Here is a 7,401-nt window from a genome sequence, read left to right as displayed (position 1 = left end):
AATTAAAGCGTTCCTCACTTATGCAGAAAACTGCCGACCACAGCAACAGCCACACAAGCGAAAATAATTCGGTTACCGGACATTACTCCATCGTTACCTATCCCAAAATCAGGTAATGCTTTGGTAACTGAACTTTTGCCTAAATCTGCATATCCCTGCCCTTTTAGAAAAAGGTACTTCTATGCAAATCGTTCCATTTCTCACTCATTATCAGTTAGTTTACATCAACTTCGATTTCTCTTCATTTTCGTTGATTAGTTACCACGCAAAAGCGTGTAGATTGCACGATAAAAGCATGCAAATCATACAGCAAAATCATATTTTTTTGTTGAGGCTGGCTGCGTGATGGCTGCGTTGTAAGCGATGGAAAGCGGAAGAGGCGTGCAAACGAAAACCTCCAAAGCAACAAGGAACGTCGCTTTGGAGGAAAAAAAATGAAACCCTTTTCACAGGGTAAACAAGTGTGGCTGCGCAGTGTTATCCCACTGCGCCGTGCCACAACAAGTCTCTTTTACCAGCCAGGATTTTGTGGAAGTTCATATCCACGGCTCTTATAAAGCGTGATTTGGTCTTGCGGAATGGGGTAAAGGTAATCCTTTTCGGCCATTGTGCGCATCAAACTTGCATTGGAGATGGGTTGGATATAGCCTGCATTTCCACCGCCATCGAGCTTAACACCTGCCAAAGTAGCTACGGTTATCGGCGTGCTATGCGTAGCGTTGTATTGTGCTACGAAGGCCGTTTTATCGAGGTAAGCACCGCGATTGGCCTTGGGGTTGCGCACCATGTCGGCATAATAGAGTTTGCTCCAGCGGCGAAGGTCGTCGAAACGGATACCTTCATAAGCCAACTCTGTGCGGCGTTCGCGGCGTATTTCCCAAATGATGGGCGTCACATCGGCATCGCGTTCGGGGTCGTTGATGGTTACACCATTCACTTGTAGGTTGCTACCTGCCAAGATAAGATGGGGCATTTGCGTGCTGGGTCGGTCGCGAATCACGTTGATGGTCTTGTCGAAATCGGCCTGGGTGAGGGTGTAAGCGCCCATATCGGCCAGTTCGGCAGCCGCTTCTATGTAGTTCATCAGCACTTCATTGAGCTTCATCACAGGTGCGTCGGTGATGCAGGTGTAACTGCTTCCACCGGGCTTGTCGATGAGGTTGGGGTTGACAAAACGATTGCCAAAGTAGCCAGAGATGGCCCAAACGTCGTCGATACCGGTTAAAGAGAGGCCCGAAGTTCGGATGGTTGCAGCCAAACGCGGATCGCGGTCGGTCACTTCGGCAGCGAAAGTATGGTCGCCTTGATACTGGGTGTTGCCCACTTGATGAATGGGTAGCCCGTTCTTGGTGAGGTAACTCTCGACCAATGACTTCGAAGGACTGTCGATTTCGGCTTCTGTATTTTGGAAAGTCATGAGGCTATGCATCACAACTCCCTCTACATACGAACGGTAAAGTATCACTTCGGGGTTGCCGGCTAAGTCTTCAGACGTGGTGAGATCCTTGTAGTTTGCGCACAATGAGTAATGGTTTTCACTCATCAAAGTGGTGGCAAAGTCTTTGGCTGCCTGCAAGAAATGTTTCGCATTGGTGGTGTTGTTCTCGCGATATTTCTGCCAAGTGCCCTCGAAAAGCATGATGCGTGAGGCATAGGCCAACGCCACATCGCGCGTGATGTTGAGCCCCTTTTCACCGTCTGAAGTGCGGATGTGCTGGATGGCATAGTTGAGATCGTCCAACACTTTGTTCATCACCGTTACACGATTTTCGCGCGGGCGATAGAGCTTTTCATAGTCGGTGTTACTCAAAGCTTCGTCATAGTAGGGCACATCGCCAAAGCGACTCACCAACTTGGCATACTCCATGGCGCGCAAGAACCGCGCTACTCCCGTCCAATGTTCCTTGGCTTCGCTGCTCAGATTGGCACTGTTGATGCGATTGATGAGCACGTTGATGACGCGCACATCGCTGAAGTTCCAACTTGATGAGCCTGTAGCTGCAGGCGCAACCTTTGTGAAGAATGTTGCTTTTTGCTGTGCATTGTCGTCGGTCCAGTCGGCAATATTGGTCTGTGAGAACCAGTCTGCGCGATTCCAATGATTGCGATAACCAGGGAAATAGGTGGTGTATTCGTCGTAAACGGCAGTACGAATATTTGACTCTACGTCCCAAAACTCGGGCTTATCGGCAATCTCATCTAACGGATCGCGTGTGAGAAAATCATTACAAGCCGTAAGTGTTAGGGCTGAAGCTATTGCAAAATAAAATGCTGTTTTCATAACGTTGTTTCATTTTAAGGGTTAGAACACGGCTTGAACGCCAAAAGAAAGCGTGCGCATGTAGGGATAACTGCGTCCAAACGACCACCGACTGTCACCATATCCAGCTTTATATTGCGTGCTTTCGGGGTCAATAGGAACCTTCGTGTGGTCGAATTCAAACAGGTTTTCGGCGCTGAAATATACGCGAATGCTTTGCAAAGCAATCTTCTTCATCACGAAATCGGGCAGCGTATAGCCCACCGTGAGGTTCTTACAGCGCAGATAAGCCATATTACAGAGATAGCGGGTTTGCGTTAAGAAGTTACGTCCATTGTCCACCCATGACATGTCTGCGGGACGAGGATAGAAGGCATTGGTGTTGGATGGTGTCCAATAGTCCATTTGATGTGCGTAGGCTGCATCCATAAAGCCTGATCCTCCACTGGGAATAGCCACGGCACCACCTACCCAAAGGTCGCGTTTTCCCACTCCTTGGAAGAAGGTGTTGAAATCGAATCCCTTGTAAGAGCAGCCCAAGTTGAAGCTGTATTCGAAGTTAGGTAAGGCGTTTCCGATGACTTTTAAGTCGCCATGATCTTCAACAGTATTGCGACCATAGGTGATTTTTCCATCGCCATCTAAATCCTTATACTTCACATCTCCGGGGCCAAACTTAAAGGTTCCGTTCTCATAAAGTGCCTGACTGGCGATGCCTGTCTTCAAAGTTCCAGCTGGAGTGAAGTCATCTGCTTGGAAAAGACGGTCGGTTTCATAGCCCCAAATCTCGCCCAATCGCTTACCTTCATAGTTGCCATAGATGTTACGATCTTGCTTATTGTATTTGGTAATCTTCTCTACAACGTGTGAAATCGAAGCACTTGCAGATACACCTAAGCCGTTGTTGAAGCGATGTTGATAATTCACGCCAAGCTCAAAGCCTGTTCCTGTGAGCTCACCATAGTTCACTTTGGGCACCTTGGCACCAAAAGTTGCAGGTAAAGCTTCACCGGCTGTGTGCATGTTCGATGTGATACGGCGATACCAATCGAAAGTGAATGTGAGCTCATTATTCAACAATCCAGCATCAAGACCCACGTCAAACGTTGTTACACGCTCCCAAGTGAGGGTCGGAGAGATAACCGATGGCGTGCCCAAAGAGGTAAGTTCTTTGCCGCCAATGACCCATCCTGAGGGATTAGCTGCCATGGTTGAGATGAAAGAGTTGGCTGCAACATCTTGGTTTCCGATAGTTCCCCAAGAGGCACGCAGCTTTAAATTGCTCAAAGCGGGGCGTGCCCAATCCATGAATTTCTCTTCGGATGCGCGCCAACCAGCCGAGAAAGATGGGAAGAACGCCCATTTCTTGCCTTGTGGGAAACGCGAAGAACCGTCATAACGGGCGTTAAATTCAAAGAGATAGCGTTGCAGGAAATCGTAGTTGATGCGCCCAAAGAAGCCCGCAGCAGCAAAGTCATTGTGGAACGAACCCCACGTGCTGGAGGAGTATTGGTCGCCCGTTGTCAAGGCAATCTCGGGCATGTTTAGGCTAATCAGCCCACGTCTTTCGGAATAATGTCCCAATGCTTCGCGTGTTTCGGCATCGAAACCGGCCATGAATTTGAAGTCGTGCTTCTCGTGAAGTGCAAACTTATAGGTGGCATAGGCCTTGAAAATGTTTTGCAAGGTGTAGCTGCTTTGCTGAATAACGCGGTCGTGTGTGCTGCCATACAAGTCCTTATAGTTGCTGAAAGGCGATGTGGCAAACATGTCGTAGGCCGTCACTCTGCCGCCGTTTCGCTTCGTAGCATCGTTGACATAGCCGAAGGTATAGTCGAAATTGACGGTCATATTTTTCAGCGGATTAAGCTCTGTTCCGAGGTTGGCACGCAGATAAGTCGACGTGAGGCTCTCGCGATTGCCGGCCTTAATGTCGGTAACTGCCGAGCGGAAAGGCTTGCCTTCGTAGTCAGCATAGGGGTACCAGCGCGGCCAACGCAGCAAATAGAACCACGCATCATATTGCCCTGACGTGAAACGATAGGGCTGATCGTTGACAGAACGCGTAAACAAGATGTTGCTTCTCACGCGCCACCATTTGGTAACGTTGGTGGTAATGTTGGAGTGAAGCGTGTAGCGGTCATACTTATCGGTGTTGAACTTCATCACGCCTTTTTGCGAAAGATAGCTCAAACTAATGTTATATGTGGTGGTGCGGTTGCCGCCTGTCACTGAAAGATTGTGGTTTTGTTGCGGCGTCCACTTGCGTGTAAACTCTTTAATGGGGTCGAAAGAGCGGTAGAAATAGGTCTTTCCGTTGCGCACTTCAAAGTCTCTTCCTGCCTGCATATCGCCCAAATCGGCCTGTGACATGCCGCCATAATTGTGCTCCCACTCTTTGATTTTCTCAATAGCATACTGGTCAATCATGTAGCCGATATTACTCTTTTGCGTGAGTCCTTGGCGTTGCATAATCTGCCAAATGAAGTCGGCATTGTCCGTAGCTGTAGCCAGTTCGGGCATCTTTGTGGGTGTGTTCCATGCAAAGTTGTTCGAATAAGACACGCGCACGCGGTCGTTATTAGCCCCTTGTTTGGTGGTGATAAGAATCACGCCCCATGCGGCTCTTGTACCATAGATAGAGGCCGAAGAGGCATCTTTCAGCACAGAGATGGTCTCGATGTCGTCGGGATTGACGAGGTTTAGACTCGGCACTTCCACGTTATCGACCAAAATCAGTGGTTGAGTACCACTCGTGGCACTGAGCGATCCCACACTACCACGCAGGCGAATGGTGCTTTCTGTGCCTACACCACCAATGCGGTTGTTGATGGTTAAGCCCGGTGTGATTCCTTGAAGTGCCTTGCCCACGTCGGTAATCGGACGGCTGGCGATGGCCTTGTCGACATCAACATTGGCCACAGCTCCCGTGAGGTTCACCTTCTTTTGGGTGCCATAACCCACCACAACCACTTCGTTGAGCTCGCGATTGTTTTCTGCTAAATTCACCTTCATATTGGCTTGGGCCGCTACTTCGACCTTTTTATAGCCAATATACGAGATGACGAGCGTGGCACCTGGCTTCACATTGAGCTTAAAATGCCCATCTAAGTCGGTCACTGTCCCCATACTTGTTCCCTTCACCACAACACTGGCGCCGATAATAGGCTCACCATTGGTGTCGGTTACGGTTCCCGAAAGGGTTTGTTGTTGTTGCGCATCAAGACGCAAACTACTGTTTAAGTTAGCCTTGGCAGGAGGTAATCCTGCGGCAAACGCTGGCCCATTTACAGCTAAAGCCAGCACGGCTGCAAGCGAATAAAATTTAATCATAGGTATGCTTGGTTTGTTAACGATTGCACGTATGGACTGCGAAAGTGTGATTTCTGCGATAGTATGAACCCTGGTTAAACTTGTTTGTGGGTCTGTAGACTATGCCCTCGACACGGAAAGCAGTTTGTTTTGCACTAAGGTTACGGTAAAAGGTTGTAGTTTCTCCCGCAACAAAAGTCGTGACAAATTTAGAAAAAAAGAATGAAGAAAATATAATTTCTGGTGGTTAATAATCTTTAAAACAGAGAAAATGTAATAAATTGCCTCCTAAAGTGGTAGAGATTACCTCACAAAATGGTAGAGATTGTTGGGTAAAGAAGCCTATTTTGTTACATTGAAGGGTGCAAATCGCTCCACAATGTGATAGTAGGGGCAACATCGAAGGATAGCGATGATGTGGGGATAGCAAGGACTTGCGTGGCCGAGGGTAAGGGGCATGGTGTCTTGGGTGCGCGCTTTCCGTGGGCGAGTGGCTTTTATGTTTTGAAAAAATCCTGCCGAGAAACCCTTTTGCAGGGCGTTCTCGGCAGGATATCCATCTTGCTTTCTGTTGTTTTGTGGTTGCGGTAGGCTCACGCTTCATGCCCCTTCATGTGCAAGGCCTGCATAAAACGGGCAATCACTTCGGGCTTCCCCGTGTGTTTTCCGAGGTCTTCCGACAGCTTACACGTGTCGTTATAGTAGGGCCAACTCTCGGTAATCTTCGCCGCAACCAACTTAATAACGATGTTCAGAGGCTCAATTCCTGCGAAATCATTGGTGAAATGGGTGCCGATACCAAACGAGGGTTGGCACACGGCCTGCGCATATTGCTGAATTTCAATGGCGCGATCGGTGTCTAAAGCGTTGGAGAACAACACCTGCTTCGTGCGCGAATCGATGCCCAATGACCGATATTTTTCAACAATTTTCTGTAGCTGTTCGCGGTTATCGCCCGAGTCAATGCGCAACCCTTTGAACAGGTTGGCAAAGTCTTCAGAGAAGTTTAGGGCGAAAATGTCCCAGCCAAACGAGTCGTAGAGATAGGTGCCTAAGGCGCCACGAAAGGTGTTGCGCCACGCGTTCATAGCGATGTGATTGGCCATTTGCGGACCAAACATGCCGCCGATGGCGCAGATAAACTCATGAGCCATGGTGCCCACGGGCTTCAAATCGTGCTGCATGGCAATGTAGATGTTGCTCGTTCCGGCCAAACGCCCCGCCCATTCGCGGCTCGAAGCGCTGTCTTTGAGGGCGCGAACCACCGTGTCTTCGGCGGTAAACGATGCGCGACGGCGCGTGCCAAAGTCTGAAAACACACAACCTGCTGCGAGCAAACGGTCGGCCTTCAGGCGCGTCTTGGAGTATAAAACCTCGTAGTCTAATTGCTCGATTTGCCCCGTCATGCAATAGTATAGCTCAGAGATGATGGCCAACACCCTTACTTCTAACAGGATGGTGTCGCTCCAAGAGCCTTCAAATTCCACGTGCAAATGGCCTTCATCGGTTTGCCAAACCTTCGTCCAGTCGCTCGAAAAGCGAAAGCCTTTGAGATATTGAAAGAACCAATGGGGCATGTAGGGGCATTGCCTTTTCATGAAATCCACCTCTTCATCGGTGATGACCACCTGTTCTAACGCTTTGATTTGCTGGCGCAAGGCATCGGCAAAACCAGCTGGATAAACCCGGTTGCTGCGGTCGACAAACTGGTATTGCACCTGCGCACGCGGGTAGTTGTCGATGACGGCACAACACATGGTGAACTTATAGAGGTCGTCGTCGGTGAAATGAGTAATGATTTGCTGCATTGTTATCGTTGTTTTTTTGCC

The 7,401-nt window shown here is 49.0% G+C and carries 4 protein-coding genes; all 4 read right to left on the bottom strand.

From position 1 onward, the window contains the following. Positions 1-511 precede the first annotated feature (511 nt). The 4 genes from X919_RS0107690 to pncB all read right to left on the bottom strand — a co-directional run bounded on the left by X919_RS0107690 (position 512) and on the right by pncB (position 7,380). Positions 512-2,281: a RagB/SusD family nutrient uptake outer membrane protein gene (locus tag X919_RS0107690; RefSeq protein WP_028899614.1), complete on the bottom strand. Its 1,770-nt coding sequence runs from the start codon at positions 2,279-2,281 to the stop codon at positions 512-514. Positions 2,282-2,302: 21 nt separating this feature from the next. Beyond that, positions 2,303-5,593, bottom strand: a complete 3,291-nt coding sequence (locus tag X919_RS0107685; protein ID WP_028899613.1) for a SusC/RagA family TonB-linked outer membrane protein — start codon at positions 5,591-5,593, stop codon at positions 2,303-2,305. Between the two features lie 321 nt (positions 5,594-5,914). Next, positions 5,915-6,169 carry a hypothetical protein gene (locus X919_RS0107680; RefSeq protein WP_028899612.1) on the bottom strand — a complete coding sequence of 85 codons (255 nt, stop codon included), beginning with the start codon at positions 6,167-6,169 and terminating at the stop codon, positions 5,915-5,917. After that, a complete protein-coding gene (gene pncB, locus X919_RS0107675; RefSeq protein ID WP_028899611.1) occupies positions 6,166-7,380 on the bottom strand; it encodes a nicotinate phosphoribosyltransferase in 1,215 nt (404 codons plus the stop codon). The genes X919_RS0107680 and pncB overlap by 4 nt, the downstream gene beginning before the upstream one ends. Positions 7,381-7,401: the final 21 nt, after the last annotated feature.

Source organism: Prevotella sp. HJM029, from assembly GCF_000599605.1.
GTDB lineage: Bacteria > Bacteroidota > Bacteroidia > Bacteroidales > Bacteroidaceae > Prevotella.
Note: the sequence above shows the minus strand (reverse complement) of the source record. Positions and strands in the feature narration are given on the sequence as shown.